Here is a 21,746-nt window from a genome sequence, read left to right on the forward strand (position 1 = left end):
CCGCGTTCAGCTCCAGCCGCGCGTCGCGTAGCGGAACAGCAGCCAGTGCTTCCGGATCGCTGAAATCCGCACGCCGAAGCCGGCCAGTGCCTGGGCCGAACCAGCCATTTTCGCCAGATAGGCCTCCGTTAGCGCCAGAGGCAGGAATGCGGGACGCAGCGACGCCGGCAGCGCCCTCGCGCCGTCTTTGAACATGGCCAGATGCTCCCGCCCCAAGGCCACCATGGCCTCGACCGCGCGCCCGGCGGCAGGGTCGCCGTCTCCCGCAAGAAACGCGTCAGATGACGTTCCCGCCGCCGCCAGTATGTCGGCGGGGATGTAGCACTGGCCCCTTCTCCGATGCAGCGGCAGCAGCAGCAGCACCCCCGCTATGCCTTGCGCGCATCCGGCATGGCCGGCGAGTTCGGCAAACCGGGACGCCGCTGCAGGATCGAGCACGAGAGCGCTCAACTGCAGGATCGCCGAAGCCGTTTCACCGCAATAGCCTTCGAGGTCCGTTCGCGATGGCATCGGATCGTCGTAGAGGTCGAAAATCCGCGCCTCGAGATAATTATCGAATGCGGCCTTCGGCAAATTGTGTTCCGAGATCGTCCGTAGCAGCGCCTGCGCCAGCGGGTGCCCCGCACCGGCCGCCGGATCGTCGGCCGCAATGACATCCCGCCACCATTGCAGGCGCACCTCGCCGGGCAGCCCGTCGCGGATGCGGTCGCGCACGCCGGCGATCTCGGCGTTGAAGGCGTAAAGGGAAAAAAGCGCTTCGCGTTTGTCCGCTGGCGCATAGAGCGCCGACAGATAGCGGTCATGGTCGGCGGTTCGTACCGCCTCCATGACGATCTTGGCTGGCGTGTCCATCAGTCAACAGCGATGAAGGCGGCGGCGACGGCGCGGTTTTCAGCGAGCAGAACATTGTAGGTGCGCACAGCGGCGCCCGTCGACATCGGGTCGGCGCCAATCCCTGCTTCCTTCAGCGCTGCCCGCAGCGCCGCCGGCAATGGACGCAACTCCCGGCCCATGCCGACAAGCAGGATCTCGATCGCGTTGGCCTCCGCCAAGACCTTGTCTAAATCGGCGACGGTCAGGGCGGCAGGGTCGACCGTCTTCCAGCCATGAATGCCCGACGGCAGGCACAGCAGGGAGCCGCGATGCGACATGTCGGCGAAGCGGAAGCCGCCATTGCCGTAGGCCTCGATCTGCGCGCGGCCCGGAAAATGGGCCTCGCGCATGATGATGCCGGCTTTGGTCACTTCGCCGGCAGCTGCCGGCCGATATCACCTTCGACCGGCGCTTCCTTGTCGGAGGCGGGTACTGCAGAGGTCGGACGCAGCTTGAAGATGATGAGGATCGGCGCAGCGATGAAGATCGAGGACAGTGTGCCGATGAAAACGCCGAAGAGCATCGCGGCAACGAATGACCGGATAACCTCGCCGCCGAGCAGGAACAGTGCCAGCAGAGCCAGGAAGGTGGTGATCGCGGTCATCGTCGTGCGCGACAGCATCTCGTTGTCGGAAAGGTCGAGCAACTGCCCGAGCGGCATCTTCTTGAAGCGCCTCAGATTCTCGCGCACACGGTCATAGATGACGACCGTATCGTTCAGCGAGAAACCGACGATCGTCAGGATTGCGGCCACCGTCGATAGATCGAACTGTAGCTGGGTGACCACAAGGAAGCCGAGGGTCAGCAGAATATCGTTGATCGTTGCCACGATGGAGCCAAGCGCGAACTGCCACTCGAACCGGATCCACACATAGACCAGGATCGCGCCCAACGCCGCCACGACGCCGAGGACCGCTATCCACGCAAGTTCGCCCGATACTGTCGGCCCGACCAGTTCGGTGCGACGAATGTCGTAATCCGCGCTCAATGACTGTTGCGCCTTCTGGACGACAATGGCGCCAGCTTCATCGCCTTCGTCAGCAGTGGCGCCAAGCCTGATCAGCACGTCGCTTTCATTACCGAAGCCCTGGACCTGGATTTCCTTGATGCCGGTAGATGTCAGCTTCTCGCGGATGTCGGCAAGATCAGCCGCCCCGGACTTTGCCCGCACCTCCATGATGGTGCCGCCGGTGAAATCGATGCCGAAATTCAGCCCCTGGGTGAACAGCAGGAAGACGGAAGCGACGCACAGGAACATCGATATAACGAAGGCCTGCAGGCGAATGCGCATGAACGGTATGCGTGTAACCTCCGGCACCAGCCGGACATAGCCCTTGGGCAGTTCCTTCGGCTTGACGCGGCGAAGCCATACGGCAACCAGCCAGCGCGTCAGCGTGAAGGCGGTGAAAACGGTGGTGACGATACCGACCGCAAGCGTTACCGCGAAGCCGCGCACCGGGCCGGAGCCGAGGAAAAACAGCACCACCGCCGCGATCAGCGTCGTGATGTTCGAGTCCAAAATCGTCGCCAACGCCTTCTGGAAGCCGGTGTCGATGGACTGCACGATCGAGCGTCCCGCTCGCCGTTCTTCGCGTATTCGCTCATAGATCAGAACGTTGGAGTCCACCGCCATGCCGACGGTCAGCACGATGCCGGCGATGCCGGGCAAGGTCAGCGTCGCGCCGACCAGCGAAAGGATCGCCACGATCATCGCCACGTTGGCCACGAGGGCGATGTTGGCGATCCAGCCCAGCGTACCGTAGGCGGCCACCATGAAGACGACGACGAGGATCGAACCCACAATCGACGACATTTTGCCCGCGTCGATGGAATCCTGACCGAGACCTGGACCGACCGTCCGCTCTTCGATGACCGTCAGGGTCGCCGGCAAGGCGCCGGCGCGCAGCAGCACGGCCAGGTCGTTGGCGCTCTGGGCGGTGAAATTGCCGGAAATCTGACCCGTGCCGCCAAGGATCGGCTCGCGGATCTGCGGCGCGGAAATCACCTTGTTGTCCAGGATAATGGCGAACAGCTTGCCGACATTCTGCTGGGTCGCCTGGCCGAAGCGCGCCGCCCCCTTGGCGTCGAAGCGGAACGAGACGACCGGCTCATTGGTGCGCTGGTCGAACGTCGCCTGCGCATCAACCAGATTCTCGCCGGCAACGATGACCCGGTTTTCGATGAGATAGGGAACCGCCGGCTCGTCCTGCGAATACATGATGGTGGAGCCGGCCGGTGGACGGCCATTGAGGGCATCCTGCACCGGCATTGTCTGGTCGACCATCTGGAACGTCAGTTTCGCCGTCTGGCCAAGGATGTCCTTCAGCCGCTGCGGGTCCTGCAGACCCGGGACCTGCACGAGAATGCGATCATCGCCCTGGCGCTGGACCACAGGCTCGGTCGTGCCGAGTTCGTTGACGCGCCGACCGACGACTTCGATGGACTGCTGCAGCGCGGTCGACGTCCGGTATTTGATGCCGGCGTCGGTCATCGTGTAGCGGAGAAGGCCGGGTTCCGGCTCGTCCTGCTCCATCTCGACGACGGAACCGCCGGTGAACAGGCCAGAAGAAATCGGGGCGACGAGCTGTTTCAGCGCCTCTTTCGCCGCGGCCACCTGATTGGTGTCGCGAATGCGGACCTGCACGACCTTGCCCGAACCGGAAAGGCCGGTGTAGCCGATCTTGGCGTCCCGCAGCAGCGTCCTGATCTCATCGCGGCTGGTGTCCAGCCTGTCCTTGATCAGGTCGTTCGGTTCGATCTTGAGCAGGATGTGCGAGCCGCCCTGCAGATCGAGGCCGAGCGTCATCTGCTTCTTCGGCAGCCAGTCCGGCAGTTTCGCCAAAACTGATTGCGAGAACAGGTTCGGCAGCGCGAACAACAAGCCAAGCAAGACGACGGCCCAGATCCCAATCGTCTTCCAGCGCGAAAAATAGAGCATAGTCCGTTATCCAATCAGCCGTAGTGGCCGCAGTCCGCGCACTTTGCGGCTATTTCCTGGCGGTTATTTCTTGGCGTTCTGGTTCGCCACCGGCTCACCCTTCACCCTGACGTCGGCGATGGTCGAGCGAAGCGCGGTCACTTTCGAGCCGCCGAGATCGATTTCCAGCTCGTTGTCGTCGATCACCTTGGTGACCTTGCCGACGAAGCCGCCGCCGGTGACGACCGTGTCGCCACGCCTGATCGCCGCCAGCATCTCGCCGCGCTTCTTCAGCTGCGTGCGCTGCGGCCGGATGATCAGAAAATACATGATCACAAAAATCAGCACAAACGGCAAAATGCTGATGAACATGTCGGGAGAAGCGCCGATGCCCTGGGCGTATGCCGGTGTTACGAACATTTCAAACTCCTGACCGTAGAAAAAGCCGCAACCGGCTGCGTGAAATTTGGCCGGAATATAGTCGGTAAACTTACCATTGCAACTGGATGAACCGGGGTTTCTGGCGCTTTTCCAGCCCTCTGACCCGTGTTAGAGCGTCACAGGTCTCCCCGATGCAACGATAAAAAGACAGATTATGACCGACAGTACCCTCGACGCCTTGAACGCGAAACTCGACCGGCTGATCGAAGCAGTGACGCGCCTGGCGCCATCCTCCCCGCCGGAGACCGACATTTCCACCGCCGACTGTTTCGTCTGGCAGGCCGAACCCGGCTATCTGGAACCCATAGCCAAGGTCAATCGCGTCGACATCGGCCTGATCCGCGGCGTCGATCGCGTCCGCGATATCCTGCACGACAACACAGAGCGCTTTGCCCTGGGGTTCGCGGCCAACAACGTGCTGCTGTGGGGCGCGCGCGGCATGGGAAAATCCTCGCTGGTGAAGGCGGTTCATGCCCAGATCAATGCCTCGGGCAAGACGGGCGGCCCCCTCAAGCTGATCGAGATCCACCGCGAGGACATCGACACGCTGCCAAAGCTGATGACGCTGCTCAAGGCCGCGCCCTATCGCTTCATCCTGTTCTGCGACGACCTGTCCTTCGACCATGACGACACGTCGTACAAATCCCTCAAGGCGGCGCTCGAAGGCGGCGTCGAGGGCCGTCCGGCCAATGTCATCTTCTACGCCACCTCGAACCGGCGGCATCTGTTGCCCCGCGACATGATCGACAATGAACGCTCGACGGCGATCAACCCGTCGGAGGCGGTCGAGGAAAAGGTTTCGCTGTCGGACCGTTTCGGCCTGTGGCTCGGCTTCCACAAATGCTCGCAGGACGACTATCTCGACATGGTCAACGGCTACGCCAGCCATTTCGGCCTCGACGTCGATCCAGAAGCATTGCGGGCCGAAGCGCTGGAATGGGCGACCACGCGCGGCAGCCGTTCCGGCCGCGTTGCCTGGCAGTTCACCCAGGACCTCGCCGGCCGGCTCGGCAAGCCGCTGGACTGAAGTCGTCCCGGACGCGAGCGCTAAAAAGCCCGCCTCTTGCGAGACGGGCCAAGCCGGCGGGCCGGACTGGAGGTCAGGCGGCCCGCAATCGTTTCTGTTTTCTATTCAAGGAAGGTCGAAGGGTCGATCGGCGCGGAGTTCTTGCGCACCTCGAAATGCAGCTTCGGCGAGTCCGTCGTGCCGCTCATGCCCGACTGGGCAATTTCCTGGCCGCGCTTGACCTTCTGTCCGCGCTGCACTTCGATGTTGCTGGCATGGCCGTAGACCGTGACCAGGCCATTCTCGTGGCGCACAAGCACGGTGTTGCCGAATTCCTTGAGACCGTTGCCGGCATAGATGACGACGCCGTTCTCAGCCGCCTTGACCGGCGTGCCTTCCGGCACGGCGATATCGATGCCGTCGCCGCCCTTGCCGCCAAAGCCGGAGATGACGCGGCCCCGGACCGGCCAGCGCATCTTGCCGATGCCGGTCGAATCCGGCGCATCGACATCTTCCTTCTCGGCCTGCTGGATGACCTTGGCGTCCTGCTTGGGCGGGGTATAGGACGCCAGCGTCTGCGTCGCCTTTTCGGGCGGCGGGGTCGATGCGGTCTTCACCGGGTCGAGCGCTACAGGCTTCGCTGCCGCGACGGTGGTGGCTCCGGCGCTCGGCACTTTCAACGTCTGGCCGATGCGCAATATCCCGTCCTGCATGCCGTTGGCCTGCTTGAGCGCGGTGACGCTGACGCCGGTCTTGCGGGCCACGGCAGAGAGCGTGTCGCCGGACTGAACCTTGTAGGTTCCAGGCTGACTTGCCTCGGCGATCTGCTTTGCCGGCTTCTGCTTCGGATCGCTGGCCGAGGCCGTGTTTCCGGCGGTCGTCTCGGCCTGCCCTTCCTTGAGCTTGGGCTGCTGCGGCAGAACCGCGACTTTCTGTGAAGGCGCGTTGGCCGGCAGCGGCACCTTGTTGGCAGGCACGTCGTATTTCGTGCCGCGCGACGATTTGGCGTCGGCGACATTGGGATCGCTGTCCGGCGCCGAAACAGGCGCCTTGCTGGAATAGACATAGGTCGGGATGACGACTTTCTGGCCGACCTGCAGGCCGTTGGCGCTGGAGAGACCGTTGGTCTTCATGATGACATCGGCCGGAACGCCGAAGCGGCGCGACAGATTGTAGACCGTTTCGCCTTCCTTGGCGGTGATCTGGGTGCCCCCTGCCCGCGACCAGCCATGCGGCTCGCTGTCGGCGGATGCCATCTGCGGCTCTTCCGGCGCGGCCTGCCTGAACGGCTTGGTCGAAGCGACGGTGCCGGTTGTCGTGCTGTCGAGTTTCGGCGCGGCGACCGCCGTGCGGATCGGCTTCGATGCCGGCGCGGGCTCGGCCTGCGCGACGGGCGGCAGCGGCTTGACCGACACCGGTTCGAGGCTGGAGCGGGTGACCGACTGCGAATAGCTGCCGTTGGCCGGAGCGGGCGAGACCGATGGCGCGGCCTGGGCCACATCGCCCGGATAGGGCTGTGGCGTCCGCTTGTCGATGATGGCGCGCTGGTTGGAGGTCGACGCGGTGGCGTAGTCATCGACCCCGCCGAATCGCGCCACCTGGGAACTGCACCCGGATACCGCCCCGATCACCAGGACCATTGCGCATCCGCGCGCCAGATTGCGTCCGTTGGCCTTGAAAACACTCAGATGCATCGCACTAACCCGCATATACCCGGTACTCACTGGGTTGGATTAAAGCGCGTTAATGTTACTGGTCGGTTAAACCGTTAGAATCTGTCGAAATTTTTCTTAAAACATTCGGTCAGATTACGGCGGCGGTCCCGGCAAGGATCGGCTGCAGCCGCACGACACCAATATCCTCGCGGTCGAAACGGCTGCCGACCTTGGTCAGCTTGGCCACCACCTGCTCGCCCTCTTCCGGCCCGATGGGCGCAATCACGATGCCGCCGCTCGACAACTGGTCGAGCAGGAAGCGCGGCAGCGTCTCGAACGCGGCCCATACCACGATGCGGTCGAACGGACCCTCCTGGCCCAATCCGTTCGAGCCGTCGGCCTGTCGTGCGATGACGTTGGAGATGCCGAGCGCCTCGAGCCGCTGGCGAGCCTGCTCGACAAGCGTCCTGTAGCGGTCGATGGTGACGACACGCCCCGCCAGCCGCGAGATGACCGCGGCGGTGAAGCCGGAACCGGTGCCGATTTCGAGAACCCGGTTGCCGGGCTCGATGGCAAGCGCCGCGATCACGGCGGCCTGCAGATCGGCCCCCTCGATCGCTTCACCGCATTCGATCGGCAGCATCCGGTCGGACCACGCGGCTGGGTGCAGGTGGCCGGACAGGAAGCCGCGGCGCGGCGTCGCCTCGAACGCCGCGATCAATTGCTTGGGGACGGTGCCCTTGCCACGCAGCCGCAGCAGGAAAGCGGCGAACGCCTCCCGTTCCTCGATGATCGCATTCATGAAAGCGCCTTGCTCAGATCGTCGCGCAGCCGGTGCGCCGTCAGGTCCAGCTGCAGCGGCGTCACGGAAACAAAATTGTTGCGGACCGCGTGGACATCCGTGCCCTCCGCCGTCTCCGACGGCTCGCGCGCGAAGCGCACCCAGTAATACGGCATGCCGCGCCCGTCGCGCCGCTCGTCGACCGACACGCTGTGCGCCACCTTGCCTTGCGCGGTGACCAGCGTGCCGGCGACTTCCTCCGGCTTGCAGACAGGAAAATTGACGTTGACGAGCACGTTGTCCGGCAGCGATGCCGCGATCAGCTTTTGGAGCAGCGCCGGAGCCAGCGCCTCGGCGGTCTCATAGGGAACCACCCGGTCGTCGCCGACATAGCGATAGACCTGGCTGAGCGCGATGGACCGAACGCCGAGCAACGCGCCCTCCATGGCCCCGGCCACGGTGCCGGAATAGGTCACGTCGTCGGCAAGGTTGGCGCCGGAATTGACGCCCGACAGCACCAGGTCCGGCAGGCCGGGCATCAGCTTCTTGGCGCCCATGATGACGCAATCGGTCGGCGTGCCGCGCACGGCGAAATGTTTCTCGCCGATCTGCCGCAGCCTGAGCGGCTCGGACAGCGACAATGAATGCGCATAGCCGGACTGGTCGTTTTCCGGCGCGACCACCCAGACATCGTCGGACAGCGTGCGCGCGATGCGTTCCAGAGAGGCAAGGCCTTCGGCGTGGATGCCGTCGTCATTGGTGAGCAGGATGCGCATTACTTGGCTTCGATCTTTTCCAGCCCGCCCATGTAGGGCCGCAGCGCTTCAGGAATCGTTACGCTGCCATCCTCGTTCTGGTAATTCTCCATGACGGCGATCAGCGCGCGTCCGACCGCCGTGCCCGAGCCGTTCAGCGTATGGACGAAGAGATTGCCCTTGCCGTCGCGGTCCTTGTAGCGGGCGTTCATGCGCCGCGCCTGGAAATCGCCGCAGACCGAACAGGACGAGATTTCGCGATAGGCGTTCTGGCCGGGCAGCCACACCTCGATGTCGTAGGTCTTGCGTGCGCCGAAACCCATGTCGCCGGTGGACAGCGCCACGGTGCGGAACGGCAGCTCAAGCTTCTTCAGCACGGCCTCGGCGCATTCCGTCATGCGCTCATGCTCGGCCAGCGAACTGTCCTGGTCGGTGATCGACACCAGCTCGACCTTGTAGAACTGGTGCTGGCGCAACATGCCGCGCGTATCGCGCCCGGCCGACCCTGCCTCGGAACGGAAGCACGGCGTCAGCGCCGTCATCCGCAGGGGGAGCTTGTCATGCGCGGTGATCTCTTGACGCACGAGATTGGTGAGCGGCACTTCGGCGGTTGGGATGAGGTAGCGATAAGACGATATGCCGTCAGCAACCTCCAGTAGCCTTTGTTTCTCTATTTCGAGATCTGCAACTGCTGCCTCGAATTTTTTTATTCTACTATTCGCAAATTCCAGCATGGCAACTGGGTTGATGTCCGTCAAAATAGTTGCCCGGGGATCAGGCACATAGGTTGGAATTTCTTTTTCGCAGCGAATTGCATATTCACGTTCCTCCTGAAGGAAACGCTTCACGCGAATTATCTCGGCTTCAATCGACCTTAGTCGATCAACCACCATGGTTGTACTTTTAAACAAATCCTCTTCGAACTTCGGCAACTGACCCGTGCCGTAAAGCACCTCGTCTTTCACCAACAACGGCACCTGAACTTCCGTATAGCCATGCTCGGTCGTATGCAGGTCGAGCATGAACTGGCCGAGCGCCCGGTCGAGCCGCGCCAGCCCGCCTTTCAACACCGTGAAGCGCGCACCGGAAAGCTTTGCCGCGCGCTCGAAATCCATCTGGCCGAGCCGCTCGCCGATCTCGAAATGCTCCTTCGGCTTGTTGCCCATGCGCGGCTGGCGTTGCGTGATCAGCTCATTGCCGAAGCGGCGCACCTCGACATTGTCGTTCTCGTCTGCGCCCTCCGGCACGTCGTCCAGCGGGATGTTCGGCAGCACGGCCAGCGCGTCGTTCAGCGCCTTGTCGAGTTCGCGCTCGCGCGCCTCGCCGTTCTGGATGAACGCCTTGATCTCGTTGACCTCGCTTTTCAGCCTCTCGGCCAGCGCCATGTCCTTGTCGCGCATGGCGTTGCCGATCTCCTTCGAGGCGGCGTTGCGGCGCTCCTGCTTGGACTGAAGATCGGTGAGGTGCTGGCGGCGCGCCTCGTCCCTGGCGATCAGCTCGTCGACGGTGGACTGCGCGGCCTCCGCGTAGGACGGACGCTTCGAAAGCGCCTCGACCAGAGCCTGCGGGTTTTCGCGAATCCATTTGATGTCGAGCATGGGAAACCAATCCTGAAACGGCGCACAGCGGGGTAAACCGCAACGGCGGTCGATGCAAGACCTGCTCTTTGGCGTATGAGGGTTGCCGCTGAAGTTCCAGGATGGACGTGGCGCACGCCACGTCATTGTCCCTGGCTAGGAAGCGCTCTCGGCGGCCTTGTCGTTCGCCGCCTTCTCAGCCTTCGCCGCGTTCTCGGCAACCGCTTCGGCGGCTTCCGCGCGTTCCTTGGCGACACGTTCCTTTTCGCGGCTGCGCTCGATCATGCGCGCCGTGATGATCGAAATCTCGTAGAGAATGATGGTCGGCAGCGCCAGGCCGATCTGGCTGAGCGGATCGGGCGGGGTCAGCACCGCCGCGACCACGAAGGCGATGACGATCGCCCATTTGCGCTTTTCGGCCAGCGCCTTGGCCGAGACGATCCCGACGCGCGCCATCAGGCTGGTCACCACCGGCAACTGGAACACCAGACCGAAGGAGAAGATCAGCGTCATGATCAGGCTGAGATATTCCGACACCTTGGGCAGAAGCGAAATCTGCACCTGCCCGTCGCCGCCGCCCTGCTGCATCGACAGGAAGAACCACATCACCATCGGCGTGAAGAAGAAATAGACCAGCGCCGCGCCGAGCAGGAACAAAAGCGGTGACGCGATCAAAAACGGCAGGAAGGCGGCGCGCTCGTTCTTGTAGAGGCCGGGTGCGATGAATTTGTAGATCTGCGTCGCAATCAGCGGAAAGGCGATGACCATGCCGCCGAACATGGCGAGCTTCACCTGCGTGAAGAAGAATTCCTGCGGGGCCGTATAGATCAGTTCGACTTTCTGCGGATCGAGCCCTGCCCATTCCGTCGCACGCTTGAACGGAACGACCAGGAAATTGAACAGCGGCTTGGCAAAGAAGAAGCAGACAAGGAAGGCGATGAAGAAGCCGCCGATCGACCAGATCAGCCGCCGGCGCAACTCGATCAGATGTTCCATCAGCGGCGCCGCCGACTTGTCCATGTCTTCCTTTTCGGAAAGGCTCACTTCGCCCTCGTCGTTTTCTTGGGCGGGATGGCTTTGGCGGCAACGGCTTTGGCGGGAGTCTTCTTGGCGGCAACAGCCTTGGCTGGCGTCTTCTTGGCGGCAATCGGCTTGGCGGGGCTCGCTTTGACGGGAGAAGCCTTCGTCGCAGCAACTTTGGCGCTTGTAGCCTTGGCAGGCGCGGCCTTCGCGACAGCCTTTGCAGGAACGGCAGGCGCGGTCTTCACGGAAGCCCTGGCGCTTGAGGCGGCAGCCTTGGACGGCTTTGCCGCGGCGCTTTTCTTCGCGCCGGCGGCGGGTTTGGCAACCACCTTGCCAGAACCGGCGCCTGTCGCTGCGGGCGGTGTCACCGAAGCATCGCTCATCGCCGGAAACACCACCGGCGGCGGCATCGTATCGGGACCGTTCACGCCGGGCATGGCGGTCGCGCCACCCTTTACCGGCTCGGCCGGTTGTGCGGCGGCGTCGGCGGATTCCACCTTCGGCGGTTCGGCCGGCTTCGGCTTCATCGCCGAATCCACCCCGGCGCGCACGTCGGCGGCGGCCTGCTCGAACGGATTGAGCTGCTTGCGTATCTGGGCGGCGGGGTTGAGGTCACGCAACGCATCGACGGATTTCTTGACGTCGTCGAGCTCGGCCTCTTTCAACGCATCGTTGAACTGACGCTGGAAATCGCCAGCCATGCCGCGCGCCTTGGCGGCGAACCGCCCGAAAGTGCGCAACATTCCGGGCAAATCCTTCGGCCCGACCACCACGATCATGACGATCGCGATGACCAGCATTTCAGTCCAGCCGACTTCCAACATGGCTATGCGTTCCGGCTAGCGGCGATGTTCAGCTCTTGGTGGCCTTTTCGCGCGGCGTCGAAACGGTCTCGTCGGCGCGATGCTCGACGGTGCGCTTGTCCTCGGCCACCGGCTCTTCGTCGTCAGCCATTCCCTTCTTGAAGCTCTTGATGCCCTTGGCCATGTCGCCCATCAGCTCCGGAATCTTGCCGCGGCCGAACACAAGAAGCACGATGACCAGAACGATCACCCAGTGCCAGATCGAAAACGAACCCATTGCAAATCTCTCCCAAGCGGTTTGCTGAACCTTGATCTATGCGCTTTCGCGTCCGGTTTCAAACAGAACCGCAAATGTCGTTGCGCCCATATGACGCATGTCCTCCGAGCGGGCAACGGCAAAAGAGATTTGGCGCTCAATCTTCCGTGACGCGCGGCGTCAGCAGGCCGAGTTCCTCAAGATCGATATCCGTCAGAGGGTCTTCGTCCTCGGTCAGTTCGTCGGGATCGGCCGGCGGCAGCGGCATGGCGAAATTGGCCGGCATCCGCGCCGAAAGCAGGCCGGCGCCCTTCAGTTCCTCGATGCCGGGTAGATCGCGGATTTCTTCAAGAGCGAAATGGTCGAGGAATTTTTCCGTGGTGCCGTAGGTCACCGGGCGGCCTGGCGTGCGACGGCGTCCGCGCATCCGCACCCATTCCGTTTCCATCAGCGTATCGAGCGTGCCTTTCGAGGTTTCGACGCCGCGGATGTCCTCGATCTCGGCCCGAGTGACAGGCTGGTGATAGGCGATGATGGCGAGCACCTCCAGCGCCGCGCGCGACAGCTTTTTCTGCTGCACCGTGTCGCGGCTCATCAGGAAAGCGAGATCGCCGGCGGTGCGGAATGCCCAACCGTCGCCCACCTTGACCAGATTGACGCCGCGACGGGAGTAGATTTGCTGCAGCTCGGCCATGGCGGCCGCAATGTTTATCCCGTCGGGCAGGCGCGCCGTGAGCTGCTTTTCGCTCACCGGCTCGGCGCTGGCGAAGACAATGGCCTCGGCCATTCGCATGGCTTCGGCGATGTGCAGCCGCTCTGCCGGGTTCTGGGTCACAGCCCCCTCGTCTTCCTGCCCCTCAGGCTCGTCGCCAACCTTGAAGGGAATGACCGAAGCGCCGATGCTGTCGCTCATGATGCCACCTCGACTGCCTTGATGCGCTGCCGTCCACGCAGATAGATCGGTGCGAAAACCTCCTGCTGACGCATTTCCAGGCTGCCCTCGCGCACCATCTCCAGCGTCGCGGCGAACGAAGAGGCCATTGCCGTGCGTTTCTCCTCGGGCGAGGCCAGATATTCGATCAGGAAACTGTCCAGCGCGGTCCAGTCGCCAGTTGAGCCGATCAGCCGCGCCAGCAGCGAGCGGGCATCCTTGAGCGACCAGACGCCCCGCTTGGCAATGGTGACATTGTTGATCGCCAGCCGCTGGCGCTGCGAGGCGTAGGCGGTCAGAAGATCGTAGAGCGATGCGGAGTACTCGTTGCGTTTTTCGACGATGACCATTTCCGGCATGCCGCGCTGGAAGACGTCGCGTCCGAGCCGGTTGCGGTTCACCAGACGCGCCGCCGCGTCGCGCATCGCCTCGAGGCGGCGAAGGCGAAACTGCAGCACCGCCGCCAATTCCTCGCCGCTTTCCTCCTCGCCGGGCTGCTTCGGGATTAAAAGCTTGGATTTCAGGAAGGCCAGCCACGCCGCCATCACCAGATAGTCGGCGGCGAGTTCCAGTCGCAGCGCTCGAACTTTTTCGACGAAGGAGAGGTACTGCTCGGCCAGCGCCAGGATCGAAATGCGCGCCAGATCGACCTTCTGGTTGCGGGCGAGATGCAGCAGCAGATCGAGCGGCCCCTCGAAGCCGGCGACGTCGACGAGCAGTTCCGGCTCGCCCGTCAGGCGCGCATCGTCGTTCTCCGCCCAGAGGCGGTCCATCGGCGCGGCCTTTTCGGGCTTGTTCTCCCCGGCCCTGCTGTTGGGCGTTTCTGCCACCGTTCCGTCCGTTCTCCTGTTAGGCAATCGCCTCGAAATAATCCGCGAACTCGGTGCGCAGCTCGGTTTCGTCCTTCCGGTCCGCGCCCCGAACGGAAGAAAGCGCCCGCCTGGCGCGTTCGAGAGCCTTGCCTTCGAGTGGCGTTGCCCGCGAAGCCACGGCCCGCATTTCGTCCATGTCGCCATTGCAGTGAAGAACGATATCGACGCCCGCCGCAAGGATGGCGGCGGCCTTTGTCTGGAAATCCCCAGAAAGCGCCTTCATCGACGTGTCGTCGCTGACCAGAAGGCCGTCGAAGCCGATCTCGCCGCGGATGATTTCCTCGACCACCTTGCCGGATGTCGTGGCGGGCGATTTCGGATCGACCGCACTGTAGATGACATGCGCGGTCATCGCCATCGGTAGGTCGTTTAGGGCCGCGAACGGCGCAAAGTCATGCTTGCGCAGGTCCTTCAGCGACGTGGTGACGGTCGGCAGCTCGAAATGCGTATCGGCGACAGCGCGGCCATGTCCCGGAATATGCTTCATCACCGGCATGACGCCGCCTGACATCAGGCCTTCGGCGCTCGCCCGGCCGAGCGCTGCCACGATCTTGGGTTCCTTGCCGTAGGCGCGCGCGCCGATAACGTCGCTGGCGCCCTCGACGGGCACGTCCAGCACCGGCAGGCAATCGGCGTTGATGCCCAGCCGCAGCAGGTCGAAAGCATGCAGCCGCGCCAGCAGCCAGGCAGCGCGCAGTCCAGCCTCCTCGTCGTCACGGTAAAGCGCGCCAAGCGCCGCTCCCGCCGGATAATTCGGCGCCAGCGGCGGACGCAGGCGCTGCACCCTGCCGCCTTCCTGATCGATAAAAACCGGCGCATGCCAGCCGACGCAATCGCGCATATGCGCCACCAGATCCTTGATCTGTTCCGGCTCGCCGATATTGCGGGCGAACAGGATGAAGCCCCACGGCGCTTCGCCACCGTAGAAAGATGCCTCGTCCCGGGAGAGCGATTTTCCGGCGCAGCCGAGGATGAGTGAACGTGATTCGGTCATATCGGGAGTTTAGGGGCTTATGTGCGTGAAGGGAATCGCCCGGCCTTTCCCACTGAAAACGCGGGACGGTTTTCCACTGCTGGCGATGCACTTTCCCGTGAGAGTCGGCCACGGAGCTTGCGTCTTTAGCCAACTGAATATACGCAGCCAAATCGCAAAATTGAGATTTATCTTGTGATTGAGACATCACCGTGACAATTTTGCGGGCTATTTTGGAATACCAGACGGGAGGAATTTACTATGTCTAGCAATGAAAGTGTCGCTCCGTTCAGCCCGGGCGATGCGTCGCCGGTTGACAGCAAGGCCAAGAAGGCCATGTGGGGCGCGGCCATAGGCTATGCGATGGATGGCTTCGACCTGCTGATCCTGGGCTTCATGCTCAAGGCCATCAGCGCGGAGCTGGCGTTGACCCAGGCGCAAGCCGCCTCGCTGGTCACCGCCACCCTCATCGGCGCCGTTCTCGGCGGGATTCTTTTCGGCATGCTGTCCGACCGGATCGGGCGAGTCCGCGTGCTGACATGGACCATCGTGCTGTTTGCGGTTTTCACCGGCCTGTGCGCCCTCGCGCAAGGCTATTGGGATCTTCTTTTCTACCGCACCGTCGCCGGGATCGGGTTGGGTGGCGAATTCGGCATCGGCATGGCGTTGGTCGCTGAGGCATGGCCGGCCAACAAGCGCGCCCGCGCCTCCTCCTATGTCGGCCTGGGCTGGCAGTTCGGCGTTCTCGCCGCCGCGATCGCGGCGCCGCTCCTGCTTCCCCATATCGGCTGGCGCGGCATGTTCGCCGTTGGCATCATTCCTGCCTTTGTTGCGTACTGGATCCGCCATTCGCTGCATGAGCCGGAGATCTTCGTCGCCAAGGTAAAAGGCAAAGTCCACGAATCGCCGTTAAAGCTGCTGGTGAAAGACTGGGACACGACAAAGATCAGCATCGGCATGGTCATTCTCTGTTCGGTGCAGAACTTCGGCTATTACGGCGTCATGATCTGGCTGCCGAACTACCTTTCGACCCGTTTCGGCTTCGCCCTCACTCAATCCGCCATCTGGACCGCGGTAACCATCGGCGGCATGATCGTCGGCGTTTATCTCTTCGGCCACATTGCCGACAGGCTTGGCAGACGGCCGACCTTTGTCGGCTACATGGCCGGTGCGGCCGTCATGGTGATCGTCTATTCGCAACTCACCGATCCGACGGCATTGCTGATCGCCGGCGCGGTAATGGGCTTCTTCGTCAACGGCATGATCGGCGGTTATGGCGCTCTGATGAGCGAACTCTATCCGACCGCCGCCCGGGCGACCGCGCAGAACGTCCTGTTCAACATCGGACGCGGCTTCGGCGGGTTCGGACCGCTGGTCGTTGGCGCTATTGCCGCTGCGTATAGTTTCGAGCTGGCGATCGCGCTGCTTGCGGCTCTCTACGTCATCGACATCCTGGCAATGCTTTTCCTCATCCCGGAAAAGAAGGGCGCCGAGCTGACCTGACGCGGAACGATGCCTTTCGGAATATTCCGGAAGGCATCCGTCGAAAGATCGAAGGGCCGGACAAAAGTCCGGCCCTTTTTCTTTGGGCAAGGGAAGACGGCTCGCTTCTCCTGCCCGCCCTGCATTTCAAGAACCGTGCTTCAATCGCCCGGCAGGCAGGCCCTCCGCAGCGCCGCTCGGAGCAAGCCAAAGCACCTTGCTTCCGGCCATGGCCGGTTCAGGTTTGCATTGGGGACACACCGCAGATGCTCGCTGCGGCATGACATCCAACAATCATCAGTTGCCTAAACGAAGACGGCGCGGCCGAAGCCGCGCCGTCTGGTTCTTGCCGAGGCTAAGAAAATCTACTTGGAAACGAAGCAGTTGCCGCCGGCAGCCTTGTAGCTCGTGCAAAGTTCAACCGCATCGTTGCGCGAGGGGGCCGGCACGCGAACCCGGTAGAACGTGCCCTTGCCGGCAATCTCGGCCTTGACGATATTGACGCCACGGCCGTTGAGAACGCTGGAATAGCGACGGGCCAGATCCTGATAGGTCGACTGGGCGCTGTCGGCGGTCGGCTGCGAGGCGATCTGCATGGACCACGCGCCGCCGGCAGCCGTGGAGGCCGCTGTGTTGATGGCCGCAACCTGATCCGTCTTGACTTCACCGACCACATCGATCGGCTGATCGGACGGACGCTGAGGGGCAATCGGCGCGATGGAAGGCGTCAGGGCCGACTGTCCGGCAGCCTCCGGCGCATTCGCGGCAACCGGCCCTACGCCCTCGCCCTGCGGTGCGGCTTCGCCCTGCGGGGCGGCCGGCTTCAGTTCATTGATATTGGTCTGCGGGTTAACCGCGCCGGTGGCGTCGGGTACGGTCGCCACGAGTTGCGGGGCCGGATCGGCCGGCTCCGAGGCGGAAACCTGTGCGGGAGCGGGATCCTCGCGCGGCACCAGCGAACCGTCCGGCTTCACCACCATGGTGCGAACCTTGCGCGGCGTTACCAGCGCTGTTTCCTGGCTGCCATTCGCGGCGTCTTCCTGCAATACCTGCTCGATGCGGTCCTCGGACTTGCCCGTCGGCGCAGCCGCCTCGTCCGTCTCCGGATTGGCTCCGACGATGCGCGGTTCAGCCTTGGCCGTCACGTCGATCGGTTCTTCCGTATTGGTCACAAGATTCTGCTGCGACGGTTCGCTCGGCGCAGCACCCTTCGACACTGCGTCGTAGACCTTGTTGTCCTGGTTCGGAATAACGGCGCCGCCCGGGTTTTCCGGCTTCACCTTGATCGGCTGGTTGTCCGCTTTGACGATAGCCGGAGCCTCGCTGCCGCTGCCGCCCCCAAAGGAAAGGGCAAAGGCGCCGACACCACCGACGACGGCAATGGCAGCAACAGCCCCTGCCCACAAGAGCAGCCGGTTGCGCGGCCTCGCCTGCTCGGCCTCCGAAGCCGCCGCGATATCCATCGACTGGTCGAGATCCGGATCGTAGTCGAACGCATCGTCGTCGGCCACGGCGGCGCGATTTCCGCCAAAGGAATCGAGATCGAAATCGTCCAGCGGATCGCTGGCCGCCGAACGGTTTGCTGTCGCGGCATCCGGCGCCCCGGCGTAGACACTCGCGGCAGCGCCGCGCTGGTAGCCGGCGCCATAGGCATCGTCGTCGTAAGAGCTGGCAGCTGGCGCGGCAGACGAAGGTTCGCCAGCATTCATCTCGTTGAGAATGCTGCTGAACTCCGCATCCAGATCGTCGTAGGACGCGGCGTCAGTCCTGGCTTCCTCGAAGGCGACTTCGGGGAGGTCGAGATCGTCGGCCAGCGCCACGACACGCTCGGGAACGTCGATAGTCTCGACATCGGGCATGTCTTCATATCGAGGGGCTCTAGCCGCGGGCGTGCTTGCTGGATAAGACGCCGCAGCGGATACAGGCGGCGTTGCCGTGGAAGACGCCGCTGCCGTTTGCCAGGAGGTGTCAGCGCGCGGCTGCGTGGGCGTCTGCCAGGCAGGCATCGCGGCAGCCGAAATCGCCGCGGCCGAGGCCACGGCAGGCGCAACCACCCCAACCGACCCGAAATGCTTGTCCAGTTCGGCGTCGAAATCGTTTTCGTCGAAATCCGCAGCACCCTGGGCTTCGCCCTCGTCTGCTTCGCTGTCATCGGTTTCTGCGGCATCGATCTCCATATCGCTGAAATCGACCGCTTCCAGATCGACCAGCAATGCCGGGTCAATGTCTTCTTCGATGTCGGCCCGCGATTCACCCTGGTCGGCTGCGATATCGAGGTCCCAGGCCGCCGCATCGAAGTCGTCGATCGGATCCGCTTCGGCGACGACCGGCGCAGCCGTTTCATCGGAAGCGGTAACAGGCGGTGCTTCAACCACTTCAGGCTGCACAACGGGACGCGCGCTCATGCGGTTCAAAAGCGCATTGAGTTCGTCTTCAAGCGAATTGTCGTCTTCGGTCACGGCAGCAGCCGCTGCCGGCTCGGCCGGAGCGGCATAGGCTGGCGCGGCATAGACGGGAGCCACCGTTTGCACGGGCTCGACTTCCGGCTCACCGAGATCGGCAAAGGCATCGTCGAGGTCCATGCCGAGGTCGAGATCGTCGGCCAACTCCGTCGATTGGGCGTTCGCCGGCAGCATGGCGTCGTCCTCTTCAGCAACGGCGTCCTCCGCCTCAAGCGCGGATTCCCCGGCAAGCTCAAGCGAAGGCATGTCGAAATCCATATCGACATCGGCCATTGCGCCGTCGAGCGAACGATCATCGCCCTGCACGGCCGCATGCACGGCCTGCTGCGCAGGCTGTTCGGCGTCGAACTCCAAATCGTCAAAGACAGCTTCGTCGAAATCGTCCTCGGACGGTTCGGACACTACCGGATCGGCAGACTGCGCGAAGCCAGGCCCGGCCAAAGCCTCCGGCTCAACGATCTGCTCCGCGTCGAAATCGTCTTCTTCGTCAGCATCAAACTGAAGCGGCGCCTCGGCCGGCGCATTGAAATCGCTTTCAAACGAACGGGCGACTGCGTCTTCGAAATCATCCTCGATCGGGCCGGTCTCGGCCTGTTCAGTCTCGGGCAATGCGAATGCGTCGGAAGCTGCCCCGCGGATCTCTCCGGCAGCCGCATCGGGCTCATCCAGCAGGAATTCGTCGTCGAGCGACAGAGAAAGCTCGTCGGCGCCTTCCTCGACCGCGCTGTCGTCGGCGGCCTCAAAAACAGCCGGTTCATGGCGATCACCGACACGATTTTCGACAGGCGCAGGCTGTTCGTCCAACCCATCGAGTGCGTCGAACTCGCCCATCAATTCCTTCTCGAGGTCGATATCGAACCCGTCGCCCTCAGGTACCTGGGCCGCCTGCGGCCTGGAAGGCTCGCGTGGGTCGAAGCCCATGATCTTGGTCAATTCGGCGAACGGATCATCGTCCGCGATATCGTTTTGACTGGCGATCTTAAGGTGATTTCTCTCTGCCATTATCGTTCCCGAACTCATACTCATTCGGACGCCATGGACGTCGCGCAGGGTTGGCCTTTACCAGCGCAATGTGGGCAAAAGGTGTCAGGGTTCCGGGGTCGGACCTAACGCATCTCCGTGGGCGCATCGGCCCCGATCAACGTCAGGCCGGATGTCAAAACATCCGAAACGGCCTGCACCAGCCCTAGTCTGGCATAGGTTGATTGTCGGTCGTTAACCTTAACAAAACGTAAGTCCGGATTTTCCGTGCCCCTGTTCCAATGCGCATGGAAGGTGCTGGCGAGATCGTAGAGATAGAATGCAAGCCTATGCGGCTCCAGCGAAAGCGCTGCCTGCTCGATCAGCCGCGGGTATTCGGCGAGCTTGCGGATGAGACCGATCTCACCTTCGTCGGTCAGCGATGGCAACTCCGGCACCAGAACCTCGCGGCTGAAACTGTCGCGTGGAAACTGCTCCGCCGCCTGCCGGAATACGGAATGGCAGCGCGCCGATGCGTACTGCACATAGAAAACCGGGTTGTCCTTCGACTGCTCGGTGACCTTGGCGAAATCGAAATCGAGCGGCGCGTCGTTCTTGCGATAGAGCATCATGAAGCGGATCGGGTCGCGGCCCACCTCCTCCACCACTTCGCGCAGCGTCACGAAATCGCCCGAACGCTTCGACATCCGCACCGGCTCGCCGTCGCGGAACAAGCGGACCAACTGGCAAAGCAGCACTGTGAGCTTGACCTTGTCGCCGGCGACGGCGCGCGCCAGCGCTTCCAGCCGCTTGACGTACCCGCCGTGGTCAGCGCCGAGTACATAGATCAGATCGTCGAAGCCGCGATCCACCTTGTCCTTGAGATAGGCGACGTCAGCGGCGAAATAAGTGAACGAACCGTCGGACTTGATCAGCGCCCGGTCGAGGTCGTCCCCGACGTCGGTGGAGCGAAACAGCGTCTGCTCGCGATCTTCCCAGTCGTCCGGCCTTTCACCTTTCGGCGGTGGCAGCTTGCCCTTGTAGATATGGCCCTTGAGCGTCAGGTCGGCGATCGCCGACCGGATCGCCTTGGCATTGTTGGCATGCAGCGAACGCTCGGACACGAACAGATCGTGTTTGACGTTCAGGAGGGCGAGGTCATCCCGGATCATCGCCATCATCGCGTCGATGGTCCTGTCTTTGACGATGGCAAGCGCCTCGTCATCCGGCATCTGCAGCAGCGCCCGGCCGAACTCCTGCGCCAGCGCCTGTCCGACCGGAACAAGATAGTCGCCCGGATAGAGGCCGGCAGGGATTTCACCGATGTCGTCGCCCAGCGCTTCCCGGTAGCGAAGCAGCGCCGAACGGCCGAGCACATCGATCTGCGCGCCCGCATCGTTGATGAGGTATTCCTTTGTCACCTCATAGCCGGCGAAAGCCATGAGATTGGCGAGCGTGTCGCCGACCACGGCGCCCCGGCAGTGCCCCACATGCATCGGGCCGGTCGGATTGGCCGAGACATACTCGACATTGGCCCGGCGGCCCTTCCCGACCGTCGAACGCCCGTAATTACGGCCTTCCGCCAGCAAGTCGGCCAGATGCGCCTGCCAGAAGCTGCCCGTCAGCCTGAGATTGACGAAGCCCGGCCCGGCGACCTCGGCGCTGGCGACGTCGCCGTCCCCCTTCAACGCTTCGACGAGGCGTTCGGCCAGCGCGCGCGGGTTCTGTCCCGCCGGCTTGGCCAGCACCATCGCGGCATTGGTGGCGAGATCGCCGTGACTGGCGTCGCGCGGCGGCTCGACCGCCACGCGCGAAAGATCCAGCATAGCGCCATCTTTGCCTTTGAGATCAAAGGCTTCGACGGCTTTTATGATTCGCGCACTGAAATCGGCGAAGATGTTCATGGCTGGCTTTCGTAGAAAATATCAGGCCGAAATTTCACGTTTTCCGTGATTTCAACTTAAAAGCGGATTTTGGCC

Annotated in this window: 18 protein-coding genes; 2 read left to right on the plus strand and 16 right to left on the minus strand. The window is 62.9% G+C overall.

Features of this window, described 5'->3' with window-relative positions; translation table 11 throughout:
* Positions 1 to 6: 6 nt before the first annotated feature.
* From ASD44_RS06655 to yajC, 4 genes are all read right to left on the minus strand, one after another.
* Positions 7 to 852, minus strand: coding sequence for a phytoene/squalene synthase family protein (locus tag ASD44_RS06655; protein WP_056110013.1), 846 nt, complete (start codon positions 850 to 852; stop codon positions 7 to 9).
* Positions 852 to 1,223 (minus strand): Mth938-like domain-containing protein, encoded by a 372-nt coding sequence (locus ASD44_RS06660; RefSeq protein WP_056115591.1) that lies wholly within the window; start codon positions 1,221 to 1,223, stop codon positions 852 to 854. The genes ASD44_RS06655 and ASD44_RS06660 overlap by 1 nt, the downstream gene beginning before the upstream one ends.
* A gap of 17 nt (positions 1,224 to 1,240) precedes the next feature.
* A complete protein-coding gene (secDF, locus tag ASD44_RS06665) occupies positions 1,241 to 3,811 on the minus strand; it encodes a protein translocase subunit SecDF (RefSeq protein ID WP_056110014.1) in 2,571 nt (856 codons plus the stop codon).
* Positions 3,812 to 3,874: 63 nt separating this feature from the next.
* Positions 3,875 to 4,210, minus strand: a complete 336-nt coding sequence (gene yajC / locus ASD44_RS06670; protein WP_056110015.1) for a preprotein translocase subunit YajC — start codon at positions 4,208 to 4,210, stop codon at positions 3,875 to 3,877.
* A gap of 175 nt (positions 4,211 to 4,385) precedes the next feature.
* On the opposite strand from yajC, the gene ASD44_RS06675 reads away from it, so the two are divergent.
* Complete coding sequence (locus ASD44_RS06675; protein WP_056110017.1) at positions 4,386 to 5,258, plus strand: ATP-binding protein; 873 nt, start codon at positions 4,386 to 4,388, stop codon at positions 5,256 to 5,258.
* A 101-nt stretch (positions 5,259 to 5,359) separates the two neighbouring features.
* Here the strand turns inward: ASD44_RS06675 and ASD44_RS06680 are convergent, their stop codons facing one another.
* From ASD44_RS06680 to nagZ, 10 genes are all read right to left on the minus strand, one after another.
* Positions 5,360 to 6,931, minus strand: a complete 1,572-nt coding sequence (locus ASD44_RS06680) for a peptidoglycan DD-metalloendopeptidase family protein (protein WP_056110019.1) — start codon at positions 6,929 to 6,931, stop codon at positions 5,360 to 5,362.
* 109 nt (positions 6,932 to 7,040) lie between these two features.
* Positions 7,041 to 7,694 (minus strand): protein-L-isoaspartate(D-aspartate) O-methyltransferase, encoded by a 654-nt coding sequence (locus tag ASD44_RS06685; RefSeq protein WP_056110021.1) that lies wholly within the window; start codon positions 7,692 to 7,694, stop codon positions 7,041 to 7,043.
* Positions 7,691 to 8,449: a 5'/3'-nucleotidase SurE gene (gene surE / locus ASD44_RS06690; protein ID WP_056110024.1), complete on the minus strand. Its 759-nt coding sequence runs from the start codon at positions 8,447 to 8,449 to the stop codon at positions 7,691 to 7,693. Before surE ends, ASD44_RS06685 begins: the two co-directional genes overlap by 4 nt.
* On the minus strand, positions 8,449 to 10,026 hold the full coding sequence (serS, locus tag ASD44_RS06695; protein WP_056110026.1) for a serine--tRNA ligase: 1,578 nt from the start codon (positions 10,024 to 10,026) through the stop codon (positions 8,449 to 8,451). The genes surE and serS overlap by 1 nt, the downstream gene beginning before the upstream one ends.
* 135 nt (positions 10,027 to 10,161) lie before the next feature.
* Positions 10,162 to 11,025, minus strand: a complete 864-nt coding sequence (gene tatC / locus ASD44_RS06700; protein ID WP_056115594.1) for a twin-arginine translocase subunit TatC — start codon at positions 11,023 to 11,025, stop codon at positions 10,162 to 10,164.
* Positions 11,026 to 11,045: 20 nt separating this feature from the next.
* The gene (tatB, locus tag ASD44_RS06705; RefSeq protein WP_056110028.1) at positions 11,046 to 11,852 is read right to left on the minus strand and encodes a Sec-independent protein translocase protein TatB; all 807 of its coding nucleotides are present in this window, start codon (positions 11,850 to 11,852) and stop codon (positions 11,046 to 11,048) included.
* Between the two features lie 28 nt (positions 11,853 to 11,880).
* Positions 11,881 to 12,108 carry a twin-arginine translocase TatA/TatE family subunit gene (locus ASD44_RS06710; RefSeq protein ID WP_056110030.1) on the minus strand — a complete coding sequence of 76 codons (228 nt, stop codon included), beginning with the start codon at positions 12,106 to 12,108 and terminating at the stop codon, positions 11,881 to 11,883.
* Between the two features lie 136 nt (positions 12,109 to 12,244).
* Complete coding sequence (gene scpB / locus ASD44_RS06715; RefSeq protein ID WP_056110032.1) at positions 12,245 to 13,000, minus strand: SMC-Scp complex subunit ScpB; 756 nt, start codon at positions 12,998 to 13,000, stop codon at positions 12,245 to 12,247.
* A complete protein-coding gene (locus tag ASD44_RS06720) occupies positions 12,997 to 13,791 on the minus strand; it encodes a ScpA family protein (protein ID WP_082542552.1) in 795 nt (264 codons plus the stop codon). The genes scpB and ASD44_RS06720 overlap by 4 nt, the downstream gene beginning before the upstream one ends.
* Before the next feature lie 76 nt (positions 13,792 to 13,867).
* Positions 13,868 to 14,884, minus strand: coding sequence for a beta-N-acetylhexosaminidase (nagZ, locus tag ASD44_RS06725; RefSeq protein WP_056110035.1), 1,017 nt, complete (start codon positions 14,882 to 14,884; stop codon positions 13,868 to 13,870).
* Positions 14,885 to 15,124: 240 nt separating this feature from the next.
* Between nagZ and ASD44_RS06730 the strand changes: the two genes are divergently transcribed.
* A complete protein-coding gene (locus ASD44_RS06730) occupies positions 15,125 to 16,366 on the plus strand; it encodes an MFS transporter (protein WP_056110037.1) in 1,242 nt (413 codons plus the stop codon).
* Between the two features lie 344 nt (positions 16,367 to 16,710).
* Here the strand turns inward: ASD44_RS06730 and ASD44_RS06735 are convergent, their stop codons facing one another.
* A complete protein-coding gene (locus tag ASD44_RS06735) occupies positions 16,711 to 19,809 on the minus strand; it encodes an SPOR domain-containing protein (RefSeq protein WP_056110039.1) in 3,099 nt (1,032 codons plus the stop codon).
* 104 nt (positions 19,810 to 19,913) lie between these two features.
* Positions 19,914 to 21,671, minus strand: a complete 1,758-nt coding sequence (gene argS, locus ASD44_RS06740) for an arginine--tRNA ligase (protein WP_056110041.1) — start codon at positions 21,669 to 21,671, stop codon at positions 19,914 to 19,916.
* Positions 21,672 to 21,746: the final 75 nt, after the last annotated feature.

The organism is Mesorhizobium sp. Root554 (assembly GCF_001427025.1).
In the GTDB taxonomy this organism is placed as follows: Bacteria; Pseudomonadota; Alphaproteobacteria; order Rhizobiales; family Rhizobiaceae; genus Mesorhizobium.